General features: G+C 28.7%; 18 protein-coding genes, 1 tRNA gene and 1 rRNA gene. 7 read left to right on the top strand and 13 right to left on the bottom strand.

Annotated features, from left to right (window positions below):
• The first annotated feature begins 1 nt into the window (after position 1).
• Positions 2-871: a heme o synthase gene (cyoE, locus tag M9409_RS01570; RefSeq protein ID WP_250227191.1), complete on the top strand. Its 870-nt coding sequence runs from the start codon at positions 2-4 to the stop codon at positions 869-871.
• 163 nt (positions 872-1,034) lie between these two features.
• Positions 1,035-2,195, top strand: coding sequence for an MFS transporter (locus M9409_RS01575; RefSeq protein WP_250227192.1), 1,161 nt, complete (start codon positions 1,035-1,037; stop codon positions 2,193-2,195).
• A 110-nt stretch (positions 2,196-2,305) separates the two neighbouring features.
• Here M9409_RS01575 and thiI read toward each other — a convergent pair whose 3' ends face one another.
• Positions 2,306-3,760, bottom strand: a complete 1,455-nt coding sequence (thiI, locus tag M9409_RS01580; RefSeq protein WP_250227193.1) for a tRNA uracil 4-sulfurtransferase ThiI — start codon at positions 3,758-3,760, stop codon at positions 2,306-2,308.
• 282 nt (positions 3,761-4,042) lie between these two features.
• Between thiI and ispA the strand changes: the two genes are divergently transcribed.
• Entirely contained in the window at positions 4,043-4,963 is a 921-nt protein-coding gene (gene ispA, locus M9409_RS01585; protein ID WP_320411834.1) for a (2E,6E)-farnesyl diphosphate synthase, read from the top strand.
• 36 nt (positions 4,964-4,999) lie between these two features.
• Positions 5,000-6,877 (top strand): 1-deoxy-D-xylulose-5-phosphate synthase, encoded by a 1,878-nt coding sequence (gene dxs / locus M9409_RS01590; protein WP_250226640.1) that lies wholly within the window; start codon positions 5,000-5,002, stop codon positions 6,875-6,877.
• Between the two features lie 126 nt (positions 6,878-7,003).
• Here the strand turns inward: dxs and M9409_RS01595 are convergent, their stop codons facing one another.
• The 8 genes from M9409_RS01595 to tgt all read right to left on the bottom strand — a co-directional run bounded on the left by M9409_RS01595 (position 7,004) and on the right by tgt (position 14,547).
• On the bottom strand, positions 7,004-7,492 hold the full coding sequence (locus M9409_RS01595) for a phosphatidylglycerophosphatase A family protein (RefSeq protein WP_250226641.1): 489 nt from the start codon (positions 7,490-7,492) through the stop codon (positions 7,004-7,006).
• A 59-nt stretch (positions 7,493-7,551) separates the two neighbouring features.
• Positions 7,552-7,992 carry a transcription antitermination factor NusB gene (gene nusB, locus M9409_RS01600; RefSeq protein ID WP_250226642.1) on the bottom strand — a complete coding sequence of 147 codons (441 nt, stop codon included), beginning with the start codon at positions 7,990-7,992 and terminating at the stop codon, positions 7,552-7,554.
• A gap of 27 nt (positions 7,993-8,019) precedes the next feature.
• On the bottom strand, positions 8,020-8,496 hold the full coding sequence (gene ribH, locus M9409_RS01605; protein ID WP_250226643.1) for a 6,7-dimethyl-8-ribityllumazine synthase: 477 nt from the start codon (positions 8,494-8,496) through the stop codon (positions 8,020-8,022).
• Positions 8,497-8,592: 96 nt separating this feature from the next.
• Entirely contained in the window at positions 8,593-9,732 is a 1,140-nt protein-coding gene (ribD, locus tag M9409_RS01610) for a bifunctional diaminohydroxyphosphoribosylaminopyrimidine deaminase/5-amino-6-(5-phosphoribosylamino)uracil reductase RibD (protein ID WP_250226644.1), read from the bottom strand.
• Positions 9,733-10,155: 423 nt separating this feature from the next.
• Entirely contained in the window at positions 10,156-11,067 is a 912-nt protein-coding gene (gene secF / locus M9409_RS01615) for a protein translocase subunit SecF (RefSeq protein WP_250226645.1), read from the bottom strand.
• A 62-nt stretch (positions 11,068-11,129) separates the two neighbouring features.
• Entirely contained in the window at positions 11,130-12,989 is a 1,860-nt protein-coding gene (gene secD, locus M9409_RS01620; RefSeq protein ID WP_250226646.1) for a protein translocase subunit SecD, read from the bottom strand.
• A 31-nt stretch (positions 12,990-13,020) separates the two neighbouring features.
• A complete protein-coding gene (gene yajC, locus M9409_RS01625) occupies positions 13,021-13,368 on the bottom strand; it encodes a preprotein translocase subunit YajC (protein WP_250226647.1) in 348 nt (115 codons plus the stop codon).
• A gap of 72 nt (positions 13,369-13,440) precedes the next feature.
• The gene (tgt, locus tag M9409_RS01630) at positions 13,441-14,547 is read right to left on the bottom strand and encodes a tRNA guanosine(34) transglycosylase Tgt (protein WP_250226648.1); all 1,107 of its coding nucleotides are present in this window, start codon (positions 14,545-14,547) and stop codon (positions 13,441-13,443) included.
• Between the two features lie 1,571 nt (positions 14,548-16,118).
• Here tgt and M9409_RS01635 point away from each other — a divergent pair.
• Positions 16,119-16,721: a peroxiredoxin C gene (locus tag M9409_RS01635; protein ID WP_250226649.1), complete on the top strand. Its 603-nt coding sequence runs from the start codon at positions 16,119-16,121 to the stop codon at positions 16,719-16,721.
• A gap of 182 nt (positions 16,722-16,903) precedes the next feature.
• Here the strand turns inward: M9409_RS01635 and M9409_RS01640 are convergent.
• The 3 genes from M9409_RS01640 to dnaQ form a co-directional block, all read right to left on the bottom strand.
• Positions 16,904-16,977: transfer RNA gene (locus tag M9409_RS01640), tRNA-Thr, on the bottom strand.
• Positions 16,978-17,231: 254 nt separating this feature from the next.
• Positions 17,232-17,819 carry a D-sedoheptulose 7-phosphate isomerase gene (lpcA, locus tag M9409_RS01645; protein ID WP_250226650.1) on the bottom strand — a complete coding sequence of 196 codons (588 nt, stop codon included), beginning with the start codon at positions 17,817-17,819 and terminating at the stop codon, positions 17,232-17,234.
• A gap of 227 nt (positions 17,820-18,046) precedes the next feature.
• Positions 18,047-18,808, bottom strand: a complete 762-nt coding sequence (gene dnaQ / locus M9409_RS01650) for a DNA polymerase III subunit epsilon (protein ID WP_250226651.1) — start codon at positions 18,806-18,808, stop codon at positions 18,047-18,049.
• 58 nt (positions 18,809-18,866) lie between these two features.
• Between dnaQ and rnhA the strand changes: the two genes are divergently transcribed.
• Positions 18,867-19,322, top strand: coding sequence for a ribonuclease HI (rnhA, locus tag M9409_RS01655; RefSeq protein WP_250226652.1), 456 nt, complete (start codon positions 18,867-18,869; stop codon positions 19,320-19,322).
• Between the two features lie 319 nt (positions 19,323-19,641).
• Positions 19,642-20,397, top strand: a complete 756-nt coding sequence (gene gloB / locus M9409_RS01660; protein ID WP_250226653.1) for a hydroxyacylglutathione hydrolase — start codon at positions 19,642-19,644, stop codon at positions 20,395-20,397.
• A gap of 315 nt (positions 20,398-20,712) precedes the next feature.
• Here gloB and rrf read toward each other — a convergent pair.
• Positions 20,713-20,829 (bottom strand): 5S ribosomal RNA (gene rrf, locus M9409_RS01665).
• Positions 20,830-20,896 lie beyond the last annotated feature (67 nt).

Genomic DNA, 20,896 nt, shown 5'->3' on the forward strand with positions numbered 1-20,896 from the left:
TATGATGAAATATTATTTTCATTTAATAAAACCAGGAATTGTTGTAGGTAATATAATGTCATCTATAGGGGGGTTTTTAATAGCCTCACGAAAGCATGTATCTTATCCTTTATTTATCCCTATGATTATAGGGATAGCCTTAATTATAGCTGCTAGTTGTGTGTTAAATAATATTATTGATCGAGATATTGATGCGGTTATGGAGCGAACTAAACATAGAGTCTTAGTAAAATACAATCAACTTTTTTTAAATAAAAGTATATTATATGCAGTAATCTTAAGTATATCTGGGTTTTTATTTTTGGGTTTTACTAGAAATTTTTTAACAGTATTTTTAGCAGCAATAGGTTTATTTATATATGTCGGTGTATATAGTCTATGGATGAAACGTAGATCTATTTATAGCGTAATAGTGGGTAGTATATCAGGAGCGATGCCGCCAATCATTGGATATTGTACCGTTGCAAATCAATTTGATGTAGGAGCTTTGATATTGTTAATAATGTTTAGTTTGTGGCAAGTCCCGCATTCTTATGCCATTAGTATTTTACGATTACATGATTATAAAGTAGCTTTTATTCCAACTTTCCCTATTCAAAAGGGAGTGGAGTCTACTAAAAATCATATGGTTGTTTATATAATTGGATTTATTGTAGCAAATATAGTATTTACTGCTATGGGATATACTAGTTACATGTTTTTAATCATCATTAGTATAATGAATGCATGGTGGTTATATGTGGGATTGTATGGTTATAAAATAATTAACAATGATAGTTTGTGGGCAAAAAAAATGTTTTTTTTATCTCTTGTCGTCATAGTGTCTTTAAATTTACTTTTATCCTTAGATGGTATTTTGTTTGCTACATAAAAATGTATTACTATAAACACGTATATGTAATACTATCAATGTAATGAATAAATAATATGGTATTTTTCAATATTCATAAAATTTTTTAATATTTCATATATATCGATGTTTTTAAAATATTAAGTTTAGTATATTTTCTATATTTATCCATTAAAATATTATAATGACTAAAAAAGAATTTCTTACTATATTAGGAATAAGCATGATATTCGCGTTACGCATGGTAGGAGTATTTATGATATTACCTGTTTTAACCATTCATGCTGTTTCTTTACAAGGAGTAAATGGCAGTTTAATAGGTATAGCTATTGGAATATATGGCCTAATGCAAATAATGTGTCAATTACCTTTTGGACTTATGTCTGATAAAATTGGATGTAAATCTGTTATTGTCGGAGGATTAGTGTTGTTTATTTTGGGAAGTGAAATAGCGGCCACTACTAATAATATTTGGGGAGTTATCACAGGACGAGCGCTACAAGGATCAGGAGCTATTGGTAGCGTACTTATAGCATTATTGTTAGATTCCGTACGAGAACAACATCACGTAAAAGCTATGGCTTCAGTTGGAATGAGTGTTGGTATAGCTTTTGCTGCTTCTATGGTTTTTGGACCAATTATTACTGATAGGTTTGGATTAAACGGACTATTTCATAGTATTAGTATATTAGCTATATTAGCTATTGTTCTAACTTATATTATAAAACCACCTATTTCTTCTCATTGTGCGAAAAACGATGAAAATTTGTTCATGATATTCGATAACATTAAACAAATATTAACTCATTCACAATTAATAAAATTAAATGTCAGCATATTTTTTATACACACTATTTTAATGTTAAATCTTATTGTTTTACCTAAAACAATGATCAATTTAGGATTTCCTCTGAGTATCCATTGGGAAATTTATAGTGTTATTATGCTAATATCTTCGGTTGCAGTAGTGGCATGTATTTTTTATTCTGAAGGTAAAAATTATGCAAAAAAAATATTAATTGCTTGTATGAGTATTTTATTTTTATCTGAATTAATTATGTTCATTAACATATCTTACTATAAGATGTTTTTGCTCGGAATGCAGTTATTTTTTATAGCATTTAGTATAATAGAAACAATATTACCTGCTTTGATAAATAAAGAAGCTCTAAAAAAATATAAAGGAACTACTATTAGTATTTATTCTATTGGTCAATTTTTAGGTATAGGGTTCGGTGGGATTGTAGGTGGATTTTTATTAGACATGACAGGAGCATGGTTAGTATTATTTTTTTCATTAATTATATCTTTTCTGTGTGTTATAGTGAGTAATACTCTACATTAATTGGTTTTTATAAACTATACAAACATCACTATTACTATAGTATAATTATTTTGATTTTTTAGTTAAAATTTTTGATTGAATATTTGTTCGAGATATAATTACCTGATATATTATTTAGGTGGTCTGTATATTTTTACATTACGGAATCCTTGTTCATACAAATGTATTGCTTGTAATCTACTCATTATGCCATGATCACAATATAATAAATATACTTTATCTGGATCTAATTTATAAAATTGACCTATTAGTTTATAAAAAGGTATTTTTATCATTTCTATATTGTTGAGAAAAAGAGGATTTTTTTCTTGTTCAATTTCTGTTCGTATATCTAACACTATATCATTAGTGTCTAATATTTTTTTCGTTTCTATTTGCAATACATGTTGATTGATGATTTGATCAGGAATATTTTGTATGTCTATTACATAGGATTGAGACACTGCACGGTCTAATACAGTGAAATCAAAATTATTTTCTTCAAACTCAATGAGTTGTTTTGTTGTTTTTGTGGTTGATTTTTTTGATATTATTCCACAATATTCTGGAACAGATTTTGAAAATATTTCTGTCCCTATCTTTCGAGCTAAATCAATAATTTTTTCTTTGTCGTAAGCAATTAAAGGACGAAATATTACATGATTAGAAACATTGTCAATGAGTGTTAGGTTGCTTAAAGTTTGGCTTGATACCTGTCCTAGAACTTCTCCTGTTATCAACGCGGTAATTTTACAACGATTGGCTACCAATGATGCAGTACGTATCATCATACGTTTTAACACTACTCCTATTTGGTTATCTTTTATTTTATCAATAATTTCTTTGATGACTTCTGAAAAATCAATAGAAATAAATTTTATTTTATGAGAACTACTAAATTTATTCCATAGAAAATATATCACTCTACATACTTCAATAGCATGCGTAGCTCCACCTAAATTAAAAAAACAATAATTAACTTTACATCCTCTCCGAATTAACATATAGCTAGCAACTGCTGAATCAAATCCTCCTGAAATTAATGACAACACTTCTTGTTGCGTACCTATCGGAAAACCTCCTAATCCTTCATAACGTTTAATAATTATAAAAAGTTGATTATCTTTGATTTCTAAATATATAGTTTTTTCAGGTTGTGTTAAGTTAACTCTAATATTATTTATATTTTGACATAATTTATTTCCTAAATAATGTTCAACTTCCTGTGAAGTGAAATTATGTTTACCACGGCGTTTAACTCGCACACAAAAACTTGTTCCTGATAATTTAATATCGTAGTTCAAACTGAGTATAATTTTTTCATAAATATCCTGTAAAGAATGAAATATATGTTTTTTAATTAAAAAGAAATGATGAATGCCAGGAATATTCACTAAAATAGCGCATATTTTTTGGTTATTGTTACATATTACTTCAAGATAATCCCAATGACGTACAATTGATGCTAATTCGTTATTTTTTTTAAAAATAGTTTTGATGTTGCTAATCAAAATTTTTATAAAAAAAATTCGTACAGCACGACTTTTTATTGTGATTTCTGGTGATAATTTTATAATTATTTTCATATAAATATTTTATCTACTAAGATAGATAAGCATAAGAACGATATATTAGATATAGCAATAATATATTATATAAATATTACTATTTATATAATGCCACGATCTTTTTTTCGGTTTATCGCCAAAAATTGTGATAAGCTATTATATACATAATCAATATACAAATTTATAAAAATAATTCTACTAACATATAGATATTTTTATTATGTAATATTATTATGTACGTGCATGTATATTTACATATACACATCTAATAGTGTTTGTATTACGGTATATTGAAATATTATGTTTATGATTGATTTAGTTAATGAGTTACGTGACAGTCATCAACGAGTTGACGACGCTATTAGACGTTATTTGGTTATATTTCTTAAACAAGATGTATCTCTTCTTATACAAGCAATACGTTATAGTGTTTTGTTGGGAGGAAAACGTTTACGTCCTTTTTTAGTTTATCAAATAGGTAAATTGTTTGGTATTAGATCGTCAAATCTTAATGCTCCAGCCGCTGCTATTGAGTGTATACATGCTTATTCTCTCATTCACGATGATCTACCCATTATGGATAACGATAAATTGCGTAGAGGACGTCCAACATGTCATGTCAAATTTGGAGAATCTATTGCTGTTTTAGCAGGAGATGCTCTTCATACATTAGCTTTTACTATTCTTTCAGAAGCACATATGCCAACTGTCACAGATCAAGCTCGCTTAAAAATGATTGCTACATTAGCTGCCGCCAGTGGCGCTAATGGAATGTGTTTAGGTCAATCTTTAGATTTAATTAGTAAAAATAATAAAAATATTTCAGCCACACAATTAGAAGCCATATACCAGCACAAAACAGGGTCGTTAATTCGAGCTGCAGTTCGCATTGGAGCTTTAGCAGCAGGAAATAAGAGCTATGACAACGATGTATTGGCATTTCTAGATCATTATGCTGCAACTATAGGATTGGCTTTTCAAATACAAGACGATATTATAGATGTTTCACATTCATATGATCATGAAAAAAATCGCAGTATGCAATCGAAAGATAATGACATCAACACTTATCCGAAGATATTAGGATTAAGAACAGCTCGTACTAAAGCTCAAGATTTATATTGTGAATCATTAACATCTTTAAAATATATTGCGAAATTAGGTTATAACGTTAATATTTTATCTGCATTTTCACGTTATATTATTAAACGTAACAACTAATATTACATACATAAATAATATTAGATAAAATTTAATATGAACTGTAATTTAAATAAATATCCTATATTAGGTTTGATCAATACTCCTAAAGAATTAAGACAATTATCTGAAGATTATTTAACAACATTATGTAATGAATTACGTCAATTTCTTTTAACTAGTGTCAGTAGATCTAGTGGACATTTTGCATCTGGATTAGGAACTATAGAACTTACTGTAGCATTGCATTATGTATATAATACTCCATTTGATTATTTAATTTGGGATGTAGGGCATCAAGCATATCCACATAAAATTCTTACGGGTCGGCGCGAACGTATTTTTAGTATTAGAAGGCGGCATGGGTTACATCCTTTTCCTTGTCGCGATGAAAGTGAATATGATGTGTTATCAGTAGGACATTCTTCTACTTCGATTAGCGCAGGGTTAGCTTTAGCAATAGCTGCAGAACGAGAAATGCTAGGACGGCGTACTGTATGTGTTATAGGGGATGGAGCTATAACTGCTGGGATGGCTTTTGAAGCAATGAATCATGCTGGATCTATAAAATCTGATTTATTGATTATTTTAAATGATAATGAAATGTCTATTTCAGAAAACGTAGGAGCATTGAATAATCATCATACTCATATTTCATCAGAACAAGTATATTTGGATTTAAAAATAGATAATAACAAAATATTGTCTGATGTTTTATCAACTAAGAAATTGATCAAACATATTAGTAACCCAATCAATAATTCTAGCAGCGGTACATCAAGTTCATTATTTTCTCAACTTGGTTTTAATTATATTGGTCCTATCAGCGGGCATGATGTATTAGAATTAATATATATGTTAAAAAATATACGTGATATGAAAGGTCCACAATTTTTACATGTTATTACCAAAAAAGGTTTTGGATATGAACCTGCAGAAAAAGATCCTATTAAATGGCACGCAGTGCCAAAATTTGATCCTGAAAGCGGATCATTACCGGTAGAACATTCTAAAAATATAACTTATTCTACGATTTTTGGTGATTGGTTATGCCAAGTTGCTGCTCGAGATAATAAGATTATAGGAATTACCCCTGCGATGAGAGAAGGCTCCGGAATGAGTATCTTTTCTCAGAAATATCCAAAACAATACTTTGATGTTGCAATTGCTGAGCAACATGCTGTGACATTTGCTGCTGGATTAGCTATAGCAGGTTATAAACCTATTGTCGCTATTTATTCAACATTTTTGCAACGCGCATATGATCAAGTAATTCATGATATAGCAATTCAAAATTTACCTGTATTATTTGCTGTTGATCGAGGAGGTATTGTTGGAGCAGATGGACAAACTCATCAAGGTGCTTTTGATTTGTCGTATTTACGTTGTATTCCGAATATGATAATAATGACTCCAAGTGATGCGTGTGAATGTAAGCTGATGTTATATACAGGATATCGTTATCGGTATGGGCCTAGTGTTGTACGTTATCCTAAAGGATATGCTGTGCCTGGTAATTTACTAGATACAACGGAATTGTATACTTTACCTTTAAGTAAGGGTGTAATACGTCGTAAGGGACATTGTATCGCTATTCTTAATTTTGGAACTTTATTACAGTCAGCTTATAATGTTGCATCTGAATTAAATGCAACTTTAGTGGACATGAGATTTGTTAAGCCATTAGATGAAAAACTAATAAAAAATCTTTCTAAAAATCACCAAGTGTTAATAACATTAGAGGAAAATACAATAGTGGGGGGGGCCGGAAGTGGGGTAAATGAATTTGTTATGAAGAATAAATTATCAGTTCCAGTTTTAAATATTGGTTTGCCTGATTTTTTTATTCCCCAAGGTTCACAATCAGAGATGTTGTCTGAGCTTGGATTAGATAGTATAGGTATTTATAAAAAAATTATAAAATGGATACATTGAAACCACAAACACTACATCACATGATGTAGTGTTTGTGGTATGATGACGTTTTGAATGAATGATCTAACACAATACAATTAACTCAACTATAGTTCAGCATTCAGCATATATATATATGTAAATATTTTAATAAAATAAATGCATTAGCAATAAAATGATGCAAATTGATAAAATACTTGCCAATATATCATCTATGATGATTCCAAATCCGCCTTTTATTTCGCGGTCACACCAGGAAATTGGCCAGGGTTTTACGATATCAAAAATTCTAAATAACAAAAAAGCGATGATCGTCCATAACCAATTATTATGTATTGGTACTGGTACTACACTTAATGTTATCCACATGCCAATAAATTCATCCCAAACGATTGATTGAGGATCATGAATACCAATGATTTTAGTAGTGTGATCACAAAAATATATACCCAATCCTATCCCAATAATCAGAAACAAAAAATAAAACTGAAATGGAAATAAATACATCAAAATCCACCATATTGGTATTGCCAATAATGACGCTACAGTTCCTACTGGTAGACAAGAAATTGTCCCCAAACCAAAACCAGTGGCAAACAAGCACCATATTTTAGATAATTTCAAGTTATTAATCATGAATCACGCTATGATTATATCAGCAAACGCCTAAACTGATGTGTGATCGATGAAAACAATCACTGTGTTTTTAAAATTATTTTTTTACAAACATAGAGTTGATCGGCTATATTATCTAATACTCCATTAATAAATTTATGACTTTTTTCAGCTCCAAAATTTTTTACAAGCTCAATTGCTTCATTAATGGCCACTTTATATGGTATAGTGTTACTACATTTAGTAAGCTCGAATAATGCAATACGCAACACTAAATGTTCAATATAACCTAATTGTTCCAAATTTCGAGATAGATACGGCATCATTAATTTATCTAATTCTTCCGCACAACTTATTACTCCAATATATAATTCATGAAAATAAGAAATATTAAAACTTTGAATATCTTGTTCTTTTATAATATAATGTTCTATTTCTTCAGTATTATTTTGAGATAATTGCCAAGAATACAATGCTTGTAATGCACATTCACGAGCACGTCTTCTACTAATTGTTTTCACATAATTCCTTTCGTATTCTTATATATGTTAAGAACTATTTTTGATTATTTTTAGTATATTAATCATTTCTAAAACAGCCAAAGCAGCTTCAGATCCTTTGTTATTAGATTTAATACCTGAACGTTCTATAGCTTGACCAATATTATCTGTAGTAAGTAATCCAAATCCAATAGGTAAAGTGTTTTCCATGGAAATTTTAGATAGCCCATAACTACATTCTTTTGCAACAAATTCAAAATGTGCAGTAAATCCACGAATCACTGTACCTAAAGCTATTAGTCCATCGTATTTGTGACTAATAGCCAATGCTTGTGAAGTTAATGGTAATTCATAAGCACCTGGTACCCAAATTATGGTTATATTTTCATCCTTTATGTGTCCAATTCTTTTTAAAATATCAACAGCTCCTTCCAGTAAATTGTTATTAACGAATCGATTAAATCTAACGACAGCGATAGCAATTTTAGCGTTATTTGCCATAGTATCGCTTTCAATAATATTCATAATAATCCTGTGATTGCTTTGACTACTATATCATTACTTATTGTATTTATTGACATCATTATAACATGATATTGTAACACGCCAATAAATAAAATATTATATATTTTTTGGTATTAATCTTAAACGAATATCTGGGCCAACATTTTTTATATCAATTAATTTAAAAGACTTGATGTCATTCAGATATTTGATATCCGGTAATAAACATAAAGGTCTTGCGTCAGATCCTAAAAATTTTGTAGCTTGATACAGAATAAGCTCATCTACTAATCCAATATCTAATAATACCCCTGAAAAAGTAGCTCCTGCTTCCACCCAAATATTATTAATTCCACGATATCCAAGATGTTGCATTAGTTCTGTTAAGTTTATTTGATGACGGCCACGATAATTAATTGACGATAATAATAATTGTTCTACTGATGGAGGCCAATTTTGATGATCTTTTTTTAAACGCACGAGTAGAATTTTTCCTTTGTATCGTATAGCACGATGTGCTGGAAGCACTCTATTTGCGCTATCAATAATGACCCGTAGTGGCTGCCTAATTTGATGATTGGCATAAATACGTTTCATTTCGTCTGAAAAGCATGTCCAACGTACATTTAGTTTTGGATCATCTGCTAAAACGGTACTAGCAGTGGAAAGAATAACGTCGCTTTCTGCTCGAAAATGTTGTACATCTTGACGTGCCTGAATAGATGTAATCCATTTGCTTTCTCCAGAAGACATAGCGGTCCTACCATCTAGAGATGCAGCTAATTTTAATTTAACCCATGGGAATCCCGTGCGTACACGTTTTAGGAATCCTCTATTTATTGATTCAGCCTCTGCTAACATTAGACTATGTTGTACTTCAATGCCTGCTTTTTGTAACAAATGTAAACCACGTCCTCTTGCATAAAAATAAGGATCTAGCATAGCTACAACAACACGTTTAATTCCTGAGTTAATCAATGCAGTAGTACAAGGAGGAGTGCGTCCATAATGACTACATGGTTCTAAAGTAATGTAGGCTGTTGCTCCTTGCGCTAAATTTCCAGCAATACGTAACGCATGTATTTCAGCATGTGCTCCTCCTGTTCGTATGTGGTATCCTTCTCCTACAATTTTATTATCGCGAACAATAACGCATCCTACGTTAGGATTAGGCATAGTGGTAAAACGTCCTTTCCATGCTAATTGGAAAGCTCGTGTTAAAAATTTTTTGTCATGTAGTATGAGATTATCTGTCATAATATCATGAGATTGTAAGACTAAATATATTTTTATGTGATCAATTTTTTTTTAATAAAAAATAATTTAAATTCGATATTACGAGAGTACTAGTGTTTTGACTCTCTATTATGTCATAAATATTAATAAATCATTCCGTTAGTTAGGTATTGTAGTGATAATTAGATCTCATTTATCCGTATGTTATTGTAGTAATATTTATTGATGATTAAATATGTATGGCATTACTGTGTAGTGCATATTATAATATTGCTACAAATTTAATTTTGTTTACAATATAATTGATATTTTACTGTCCAAGTGTATTCAAAATATTTGAATAAACTGCAGTATCATTCAGTGTTATGACAATAGTAAAAATACTATTATATTTTTTAATGTTCGTTAAATACATATATAAAAAAATCAGCGGTGAAAAATTTTTTAATTAATTTTTATAAAATGATCACGTGCAGTACCAAATTTAAATGCTAACGATGAAGCTATATATATAGATGATACTGTGCCAATAATAGTGCCAAGTAACAGAGTGACCGCAAATCCGTATAACATGTCTCCCCCAAAAACTAGTAGTATTAGCAGTACTATAATAGTTGTGACTGAAGTTATGATAGTTCTACTGAGTACTTGACTCAATGAGATATTAAATATATCTATAGGTTTTGATACAGATGCATAATAGAAATTTTCTCTAATTCTATCAAAAATGACAATTTTGTCATTAATAGAGTATCCAATTGCTGACATTAGGGCAGCAATAATGGTGGAATCCATTTTAATAGTAAGTAAAGATAACATACCTAAAATAACTATTATATCGTATGTCAAAGATATAACTACTCCAGTCGCTAATCTCCATTCAAAACGAAAAGTTATATATATTAAAATACATATTAATGCGACTAATAAAGCCATTATTCCTGTATTTATCAGTTGACTATGAGCACTTGGCCCAATCCAATTTGTTTGTTTAATGAAAAAATTTTGGACCATACTTTCTTGTAAAGCATGTAGCACTATATTTGCGGTGTCTTGATTGATTTTATTTACATTAGGATTTAATGGTAATTGTATCATTATGTCTTTTGGGGAACCAAAATATTGCGCTGTAGGATTTTTGAATCCTGATTGAACCAAAATATTTTTAACATTAATGAGATTAATATCTTTTTCTGAAGTAATGTCAATTGACATACCTCCAGTAAAATCTAATCCCCAGTTAAAACCACGTGTTATCATGGTACTGCATGAAATGAAGAATAAAAATATTGATAAAAAAAATATTAAACGTTTCCATGCAAGAAAATCATAAATTCTATAATAAGCGTCACTCATTTTAAGAAAATTTAATTAAAAAATGTATTAAATTTGGTATATAATTCAAAAAAAATAAAAAATTAAATAGATAGCTTACGAAGACTTCTTTTTCCATACACTAAATTAACAACAGCACGAGTACCGATAATAGAGGTAAACATTGATGTTCCTACTCCAATAATAGTAGTAATAGCAAATCCTTTAATTGGCCCCGTACCAATTGCATATAGTATAATAGAAGTGATAATGGTTGTAATATTTGCATCTACAATACTAGTCAATGCTTTACGATATCCTGTGTATATAGCATATTGCACGGGTTTACCTTTGTTTATTTCTTCTTTTATTCTCTCGTTAATTAATACATTTGCATCTATGGCTACAGATAAAGTTAATATTATCCCCGCTATACTTGGCATAGTCAGCACTATTCCTGGGATTATAGACATCGTACTTATCATAAGTATTAAATTAGCAATTAAAGCAATGCTAGCGATTAACCCGAAGTAATGGTACCATAAAATCATAAAACATATAGAAGTGAATATTCCTAAAGCACATGCGGTAAATCCTCGTGCAATGTTTTGTTTACCAAGTGTAGGACCAATAATTCGTTCTTCTTCAATATGAACAGGTGCCACTAACGTGCCCATGCGTAATAATAACGAAAGATGGCGCGCTTCATTTAAATTGTTGATCCCAAAGATACGGAAATTATCATTTAACTGGGATTGAATAGTAGCAATATTAATAATTTTTTCATGTTTAATTAAAATAGCATGATCTGTGGAATCTTTTTTTCCACTATCTTTGTATTCTATGAATAACGTAGCTATTGCTTTCCCAATATTATTTTTGGTGAAATTAGAAATTAGGATGCTACCTGTTTTATTTAAAGAAATATTTACTTGAGGTCTATTGTATTCATCTAAACTAACACTAGAATTAGTAATATTATCTCCAGATAACACTATTTGTTTATACAATGGTACTAAACAACCATTATTGCTCAATTTTATCTCGGAATCTTCTGGAATTAAATTATTGTTTATTTCAAATTCGCTTATTGATGAATTAACCAGTCGAAACTCCAGACTTGCAGTTGTACTAAGCATCTTTTTGATCTTATCAATATCTTGAAAACCAGGTAATTCTATAATAATACGCTCACTTCCATGACGTTGTATCAATGGTTCAATAATGCCTAATTGGTGTATACGGTGATGTAAAATAGTACAATTTTGATGTATTGTGTGCTCACGAATTGTATTTTTTTTGCTTTCAGAAAAAATCACATGTAATTTATTGGGTTCCATTGGATATAATATCAAGTCATTATCTATTTCAGATAAAGGTAAAACTGCTTCATTTCTATCACTAGCATTTTGAAAATTAATTTCAATATCATGATTTTTAATTTTGCATATTTTTAAATAAGGAATGTTTTTTTTAAGTAAGATGGTTTTGAAAATATCAATATATTTTTCTTGAAATTTATCTAGTACAGTTTTCAAATTCACATGTATTACAAAATATGTTCCTCCGCATAAGTCTAACCCTAATTTTATAGGCTTAGCTTTGATCGCAGATAACCAATGCGGTATATTTGGGGTATTACACAGCAATATCTGATATTTCTGTGAAAAAAGAGTTGATAATTTTTGGTAAGCCTGAAGTTGATTCTGTTCATTAAAAAATTGTATTCGAATTTTGTTTGATTGTAATACAATAGATTTATTAATGATTTCTTCGTGTGTAAGTATTTTTTTTATATAACATAATGTAATATTATCCATATTTTGATAGGGTTTTTCTGAAGCATATTGAGTAATGTAAATTGTAGGATAATTTCTGTATAAACTCGGTAGTGCGTAAATTATACTAGCAACGAATACTAATACAACCGCAAGATACTTCCATAACGGATAATTATTCAACACAAGATCTTATCTCAATCTACAAATTTATAAATTATAATGCTTTCATAGTGCCTTTAGGTAAAATGGCAGTAACGCAATCGCGCTTAATTAGTATTTCATTGCTATTAGTATTATTTTTCTCGTTGAGAATAATAAAGATATAACCTGTTTCTGTAACTTTAACTACACGACCTACCAATCCTCCATTAGTTAATATTTCGTCTCCTTTGGAGATGGAGTTTAATAATTCTTTATGAATTTTATTACGTTTTTGTTGTGGTCTAAAGATCATAAAATAAAAAATTCCAGCAAATACTGTTAACATGATCACTAAGGAATACGGATTACTCTGAGAATTAGCGTTGGCACTGGCCCAAGCAGTATTAGTAAATATGTTCATTAATATTTCCTGTTTTATAGAATAGTTGGAATCATTGGGTTTATTAAAAAAATACTGAATGTAAATTCAGTGTTAAATACTATTAACATGCTTATAAAACATGTTGATAAAGTTTTTTAATGATTTTTTTTTGATAGCTTGACGTAATCCCTCCATCAGACGCTGGTAATATCTTAAATTATGAATGGTATTTAAGCGCACACCAAGAATTTCTTTACAACAATCTAAATGATGCAGATACGAACGACTATAATTTTGACAAGTATAACAATCGCACTTTTTATCTAATGGAGAAGTGTCGCTTTTGTATTGTGCATTTCGAATTTTGATTGTTCCATCAGAAACAAATAAATATCCATTACGAGCATTGCGTGTTGGAATAACACAATCAAACATATCAATACCCTGCTGTACAGCTTCCAATAGGTCCTCTGGTTTACCAACACCCATTAAATAACGTGGTTTATTTGTAGGAATTAATTTACATATATGAGATAAAATACGATACATTTCCATTTTTGGTTCTCCTACCGATAAACCCCCTATTGCGTATCCATCAAAACCAATATTTATTAATTCCTTTGCTGATATATCCCTCAAGTTTTCATACATACCTCCTTGAATGATGGCAAATAACATATTTGAATTATGTAATGTATCGAAATGTAAACGGCTACGTTCAGCCCAATGTAAAGATATGTTGACTGATTTTTTTACGTAATCCCAAGTGTTTGGATAAGATATACATTCATCAAATATCATAACTATATCAGATTTTAAATCATGCTGAATTTCTATAGATTTTTCTGGAGTTAAAAACACAAGACGACCATTGATAGGACTTTTAAAGTATACTCCTTCTTTTGTAATTGTACACATTTTACTTAAACTAAATACTTGGAACCCTCCAGAATCTGTAATTATTGGGCCAGTCCAATTCATGAATTTATGTAAACCACCGTGTAGTTTTATAATGTCTGATCCAGGACGTAACCATAAATGAAAAGTATTGCTTAAAATAATTTGTGTTCCGCTTGCTTTAATTTCTTTTGATGTTAATGTTTTGATGGATCCATAGGTTCCTACTGGCATAAAGGCAGGTGTATCTACTATTCCTTGATTACAAATAAGTTTACCAAGTCGTGCATATCCATCTGTTTCTAATAATTGAAATGACATAAATCTTATCCTAATTAAAGAAATGTTTATTAATTAAAATATAAATATATAGGTACTAATTATTACCGTATTTGTTATAAAAATTTATATTTATATATATGCATATATAACATATACATAAATATAACTTACAAAATTACAATGTGTATGTTAAGGATTTATAATCCTGAATAAATGCGATAAAAAATATTTGTATTTTTATGATATAAAAATATTGATTTTAAAAGTGTGCATTAAACAATATTTTTTTAGGATCCATCAAATAAAATTTCCAAACAAAATATTTTTTTGTATGTATAAAAATTTTAATAGTTATGGCTATATTTGACACATATTGACATGATGGTCAATAGTTTAATAGTAATTATTGTAATCAATTATGATTGATATATTTATTTTTAAATTTTAACAATAGATTTTATGATTACAAAAAATATAAAATATACATTTTCCATGTATAGTATGGTTTTTTATTCAGACCAGTTGTGTTAATGACGATTAGTTGATTTCATGCTTAAATTTACTAAAAACCGTTAGTATATTATGGCATTTTAATTTTATTAAAAATGTTTTTTAAGAAAATATCATTTCTACAGTTATAATTTTCATTGTATATGGATGGATGTAGTATCAATTGTTTGATATATTGTTCACATCAATTTTTTATTTATAAACCAAAATGTAGTGACTCAATTTTATAATTGATAGTATCCTAATATTGTCAATACGATTATTATAATGGTTTATCAATTATATTTTTATGATTATCTCACAAATTTTCATTATTACCGATTGTTAAATTAAATATTGATTTTATTGAATCAGAGATTACACATGATGAGTATTTGTTTCTTATAGAGAAACTGTAGATATGGTCCAAAAGTATTAATGATATCATATATTTTTATATGGTCTAATTGTTATTATTGTTGATAACATCAAATGTTATAAATGTAACGACTTAATTTTTTGAGAAAATTTCATCGATCTGATTATATTTATTTAGTTATTTGTGAACTAAATGGTCATAATTTATGATGAAATTTGTGATTGAAACACAAAAATTTAGTGCTTAAAAAATGTAAATAAATTATTCCAAATTTTTATAATTTCTTAAAATATTGACCTTTTAATTAGAAAATATTGTAAATTTTCCAAATACAGAGTAATAACTGTCGTTCTATATATTTATTGTCAAGAAATATTAAAATTTTAATTAATAGTGTTTAATATTATAAATAAAGATTTATAAAATAAATTGTACGGTAATGATTAATTTTAATTATTATATTAAATATTAAAAAATAAGTTTTAATTTTCAAAACACGTTATAGTGTTATTATATAACAACAATCAAAATAACTAGGTTAGTAACCCATAAAAAAATAAAATTTAACAATCATGATATTTAGGTGAATGAGAAATTTTTATTTAAAAAAAATTATATAGTATTGTTTGCATAAAGATAGTTTAAACAGTAGAATGAGTACTTTTGATTATCATTGTTACTATTTGTATATTTAATTTTTTAAATATATTAAACACGTTAAGCAAGGAATAAGGAATTAATCATGGTATTAGTTAGTCATTGTGCTCCAGATTTCACTTCCTCTGCAGTATTAGGAAGCGGTGAAATTGTGGATAATTTTAATTTATTAAATTATATTAATAAAAGAGAAGCAATAGTATTCTTTTGGCCCATGGATTTTACATTTGTCTGTCCCTCGGAGCTGATTGCTTGTGACAAACGTTATATTGAATTTCAGAAACGAAACGTAGAGGTTGTGGGAGTGTCTATAGATTCGGTTTTTGTGCACAATGCTTGGAGACAAGTTCCTGTCAGTCAAGGTGGAATTGGGTTATTGAAATATGTTATGGTTTCTGATATAAAACGTGAAATTATTAAGAAATATGGTGTTGAACATTCAAATAAAGGAGTGGCTTTGCGTGCTTCTTTCTTGATAGATAAATCGGGAGTTATACGTCATCAAGTAATCAATGATTTACCTTTTGGTAGAAATTTTGATGAAATGATTCGGATGGTAGATGCTTTGCAGTTTCATGAGGCACATGGTTTGTTGTGTCCCGCTCAATGGAACAAGAATAAGGAGGGATTAGAAGCATCACAGAAAGGGGTGGTTAATTATCTTTCTGACAATTTCTCTCAATTGTAAGTATATCATCATGTGCCTAGCGATTTACTACTAACATCATCATTCAATAATGGTGGTAGGATTATTAGGCTATTAGTTTTGTTTTGAGTGATACTAATATAATAAGATACAGATGCAGCAGTGAATTTAAGTGTAAACTATTTAGTTTATTTAAAGAGAAGAATAAGGTTCTTTCTTCATTATGCCGATAATAGGATTTGAACCTATATCCTTCGCATTACGAATGCGCTGCTCTGCCTGTCTGAGCTATATCGGCATTTGTTTATTACTAAAGCAGAAAGAGAGCGGTAATAACATATAACATATTGCCCAAATAAAATGTTCCTACCCTTTCTTCTTTTATAAAGAAGAAAGGGCTTATATCTTCAATCCTAGGAAACATAAACAGATAATAATTGCTCAGTATATCACATTTATACAGAACAATCAAGTAAATGCGCTTTTATTTTTGATTTGATTAATAATATTGAGTGTGGATTGCATATATCAACATTAGTTTTTCATTATTTATTATGAAATAGATCCCATTTCTTTCTCTATAAGAAAGATAAGTACATGGATTATTTTAATATGAATTTCTTGAATATGATCAGGATAACTTGCGTATGGCACACAAATTTCCATATCTATATAATCAGATAATTTTTTTTCTTTTTTTTCTCCGGTTAAAAAAATTATTTTCATACTTTGTTTGTATGCTGCTTCTATAGCATATAGAATATTAGTTGATTTTCCGGAGGTAGAGATAGCAAATAACACATCTTTCTCGTTTCCAATAGATTCAATATAGCGGGAGAAAACATATTCATAACCAAAATCATTACTAACGCACGATAAATATGAAGGATCAGAAATAGTTATTGCTGCATAACCTGATCGATTACTTCTATAGCGCCCAGTTAGTTCTTCTGAAAAATGCATGGCATTACAGTGGGAACCACCATTTCCACAGGACAATATTTTTCCTCCTGTTCTGAAAGTATTAGCGATAAGTTTTGCAGATGATTCTATTATTTTAATGTTATCTTTTTCACAAGAAAATATCTGCATTATTTTTATAGTTTCTTTAAATTCGTTATAAATTAAATTATGATACATAATTACTCCTTTAAAATAATCAAGATATATATATATATTATTGTTATAGCGATATGTATTATTTCTTTAAGCAATTTAGAAATATGAATTTTTCATGATTATCCATAAAAATATATTTGTTTCTAGTGTAAAATTTATCTATAACATAGAATTATTGATATGTTATAAACATATCTGCTCTTTTATTTTATTATCATAGATAAATTGAAAATGGTTTTTGTGTTACATCATTTATTATTTTGTCGCCATATACAGTGTTTGTTTATCTGCTGTATGTTGTCTAAATATTCTTCGTGAACCAATTTTTCTTGTTCACTAGCATAAATAATTTTTAATGATTTTTTATGTGTACATTTTATATTATTTGATTGTTTAATATTATTAATTTTATTATTTGATATATTTGTATCTGTTATTTCCATAAATTTCATTTTTATTTGACCTCCACTCATAGCTAAAAATACATTAGCTAAAAGTTGTGCGTCAATCAATGCACTATGTAGGTTTCGTTGATTGTTACCATTGTTAATACAATAACGCTCGCATAATGCATCTAAGTTGTTACGTTGTCCTGGAAATTTTTTGCGAGCTAATTTTAAGCTGTCAATAATAACGCAGTAAGATTCTATTTTTTTTGAGTTTGCGTTGTAAATTTGTAATTCTTGATTAAGAAATCCTAGATCAAACGGAGCATTATGAATAATTAATTCACTGCCACGAATGAATGCTAAAAAATCATTTACTATTTCTGAAAAAGTTGGTTTATTTTTCAAAAATTGATCGGTAATTCCATGTATCTGAATAGCTTCAATATCCACCATGCGATTTGGTTTTATATAAACATGAAATGTGTTATCAGTTAAATGACGATTTATTATTTCCACTGCACCTATTTCAATGATCCTATGTCCTTCATAATGTGGTCCAAACTTGTTCATTCCAGTGGTTTCAGTATCTAAAACAATTTGTCGTACAATATTAGTGCTCATAGCTTTCCATTTGTGTCACACTAGTTATTTGAATTGAAATCATAATATATCCTATAATATGTATAAAAAAATAGAAATTTTTACTGATGGATCATGTCTTGGTAATCCAGGACCAGGTGGTTGTGCTGCGATATTACGGTACAAACAACATAAAAAAGAATTTAGTATGGGATACCGCTTAACTACCAATAATCGTATGGAATTAATGGCAGCTATTATTGCATTAGAATCGCTTAAAAATTCTTGTCAAATTACTCTAAATACTGATAGCCAATATTTGTTACATGGAATTACTCAGTGGATTCACATATGGAAAAAACATCACTGGAAAACTTCTGAAGAAAAATTAGTAAAAAATATTGATTTATGGCTACGTTTAGATACAGCAATACAAACTCATAATATTATTCATTGGAATTGGTTAAAAAGTCATACTGGACATCCAGATAATGAACGGTGCGATCAACTAGCTCGATTAGCCGCTAGATGTCCTTTGAAAGAAGATTTTTATTAATGACAATAATATTATCGGTAATAAGTATTACAATATAATTAATGTTAATATATGTGGTAAGCATACATATATTTTTAAAATATACAATTTCAGTATATATTCATATCTTTCAGATTCTTACTAGTCAACCTAACATATATCTTTTCATTTTACAATGATATAAATACTATTCATAATAATTTATGAAATTTTTATTGCATTTATATTTATATTTAAAAAAAATTAACTTAAGTGTAAAAAATAATATTTTTTATTTATTGCATATTTATAAAAAAATTTTAAAATAACTATTTTAAAATTTTTTAACTACAGTCAATTGATGAATATTATTAGAGTTCGGGTATTTAACACTAATTATATTTGGTTTTTGTATAATTACAGAGGTGAATGCATAATTGTTGATCCCGGAGAGGCGGTAAAAGTATTAAATATCCTAAAGAAGCTTCAATTTAAATTACGAGCAATTTTATTAACTCATAATCATTTTGATCATATCAATGGAGTGTTCTCGTTAACTCGATATTTTCCAAAAACTATTGTTTATGGTCCAATGGAAACTAAAAATAATGGCGCTCACTGCTTGGTGTCAGAAGGAGATGATTTTGTATTATTACAGAAAAAATTTAAAGTTATTAATTTGACTGGACATACATTGGGGCATATTGGATTTTATAGTGCACCTTGGTTGTTTTGCGGAGATACTGTGTTTTCTGCGGGTTGCGGTAAAATCTGTGTAGGATTTGCTCAGCAAATGTATGAATCTTTTTTAAAAATTAAACATCTTCCTCGCAATACTTTAATTTTCAGTGGACACGAGTATACTTTATCTAATATTAATTTTGCTATTTCTATTTTGCCTCGAGATCAATCTATCATTGATTATTGTAATAAGATTATTAAATTGAGTAAAAACAATCAACCTACTGTCCCAACAACAGTAAATTTAGAAAGAAAGATTAATCCTTTTTTTTGTTGTGATAATTTAGATATAAAAAAATCACTAAATTTACCTTTTAATCTGAAAGAAGAATGGCAAGTTTTTTCTGCATTACGCAATAAAAAAGATTCGTTTTAGCCTATATTTTAGTATAAGTTAAAACGAATCTTTTTTATTGCGTAATGCCTAATTTAAAAATAATACCCAGTGCTAATTAAAACTGTTTTGTTAATTTTATATCTTTATAAAAGACATATGATACGTAATAAAATACTCAAAAAAATTTAAGTTGTAATTTTATATTTAGTCTATTTTATTTGATAAATACACATAGAAGTTTTCTGGTCATCATAATAATTTGTTCAATTGCATAAACAACAAAATTCATTTATCTCTGTATTATTCTTTCAGTTATTCTACATTGTTCTGATTAGATTCTGTTAAATATAAGATACTTGGCAGCCCCCTACTCTCGCATGAGGAAACCCCCACACTACCATCGGTACTACGACATTTCACTTCTGAGTTCGGAATGGAATCAGGTGGTACTATCGCGCTAATGCCGCCAAGTATAATCTTTGAATAACAAACCAAATATCAACAAATTCAATCAACGTTTTACATTGTATAGGATTTT

Source organism: Blochmannia endosymbiont of Camponotus sp. C-046, from assembly GCF_023585865.1.
Classification (GTDB): Bacteria; Pseudomonadota; Gammaproteobacteria; order Enterobacterales; family Enterobacteriaceae; genus Blochmanniella.

Bases quoted from the DNA above. Each gene is read 5' to 3' on its own strand.
- cyoE (WP_250227191.1), top strand. From the start codon at position 2: ATGATGAAATATTATTTTCATTTAATAAAACCAGGAATTGTTGTAGGT.
- M9409_RS01575 (WP_250227192.1), top strand. From the start codon at position 1,035: ATGACTAAAAAAGAATTTCTTACTATATTAGGAATAAGCATGATATTC.
- thiI (WP_250227193.1), bottom strand. From the start codon at position 3,760: ATGAAAATAATTATAAAATTATCACCAGAAATCACAATAAAAAGTCGT.
- ispA (WP_320411834.1), top strand. From the start codon at position 4,043: ATGTTTATGATTGATTTAGTTAATGAGTTACGTGACAGTCATCAACGA.
- dxs (WP_250226640.1), top strand. From the start codon at position 5,000: ATGAACTGTAATTTAAATAAATATCCTATATTAGGTTTGATCAATACT.
- M9409_RS01595 (WP_250226641.1), bottom strand. From the start codon at position 7,492: ATGATTAATAACTTGAAATTATCTAAAATATGGTGCTTGTTTGCCACT.
- ribH (WP_250226643.1), bottom strand. From the start codon at position 8,496: ATGAATATTATTGAAAGCGATACTATGGCAAATAACGCTAAAATTGCT.
- ribD (WP_250226644.1), bottom strand. From the start codon at position 9,732: ATGACAGATAATCTCATACTACATGACAAAAAATTTTTAACACGAGCT.
- secF (WP_250226645.1), bottom strand. From the start codon at position 11,067: ATGAGTGACGCTTATTATAGAATTTATGATTTTCTTGCATGGAAACGT.
- yajC (WP_250226647.1), bottom strand. From the start codon at position 13,368: ATGAACATATTTACTAATACTGCTTGGGCCAGTGCCAACGCTAATTCT.
- tgt (WP_250226648.1), bottom strand. From the start codon at position 14,547: ATGTCATTTCAATTATTAGAAACAGATGGATATGCACGACTTGGTAAA.
- M9409_RS01635 (WP_250226649.1), top strand. From the start codon at position 16,119: ATGGTATTAGTTAGTCATTGTGCTCCAGATTTCACTTCCTCTGCAGTA.
- lpcA (WP_250226650.1), bottom strand. From the start codon at position 17,819: ATGTATCATAATTTAATTTATAACGAATTTAAAGAAACTATAAAAATA.
- dnaQ (WP_250226651.1), bottom strand. From the start codon at position 18,808: ATGAGCACTAATATTGTACGACAAATTGTTTTAGATACTGAAACCACT.
- rnhA (WP_250226652.1), top strand. From the start codon at position 18,867: ATGTATAAAAAAATAGAAATTTTTACTGATGGATCATGTCTTGGTAAT.
- gloB (WP_250226653.1), top strand. From the start codon at position 19,642: ATGAATATTATTAGAGTTCGGGTATTTAACACTAATTATATTTGGTTT.